Genomic DNA, 245 nt, shown 5'->3' with positions numbered 1-245 from the left:
CCTTTCACCCCCTTTATCGCTACTCATGTCAGCATTCGCACTTCCGATACCTCCAGCACCCTTTACAAGGCACCTTCGCAGGCTTACGGAACGCTCTCCTACCATGCGTGCTAAGCACGCATCCGCAGCTTCGGTATATAGCTTAGCCCCGTTACATCTTCCGCGCAGGACGACTCGATCAGTGAGCTATTACGCTTTCTTTAAAGGGTGGCTGCTTCTAAGCCAACCTCCTGACTGTTTTAGCC

General features: G+C 52.7%; 1 rRNA gene. It reads right to left on the bottom strand.

Annotated elements, in window-relative coordinates:
- Positions 1–245, bottom strand: a 23S ribosomal RNA gene (locus tag ACZ2V4_RS11895); the annotation flags it as partial.

This window comes from Macrococcus sp. CoH-51_TC_04, assembly GCF_058188655.1.
The sequence above is the reverse complement of the archived record's forward strand: the minus strand, read 5'-3'. Positions and strand labels throughout refer to the sequence as shown.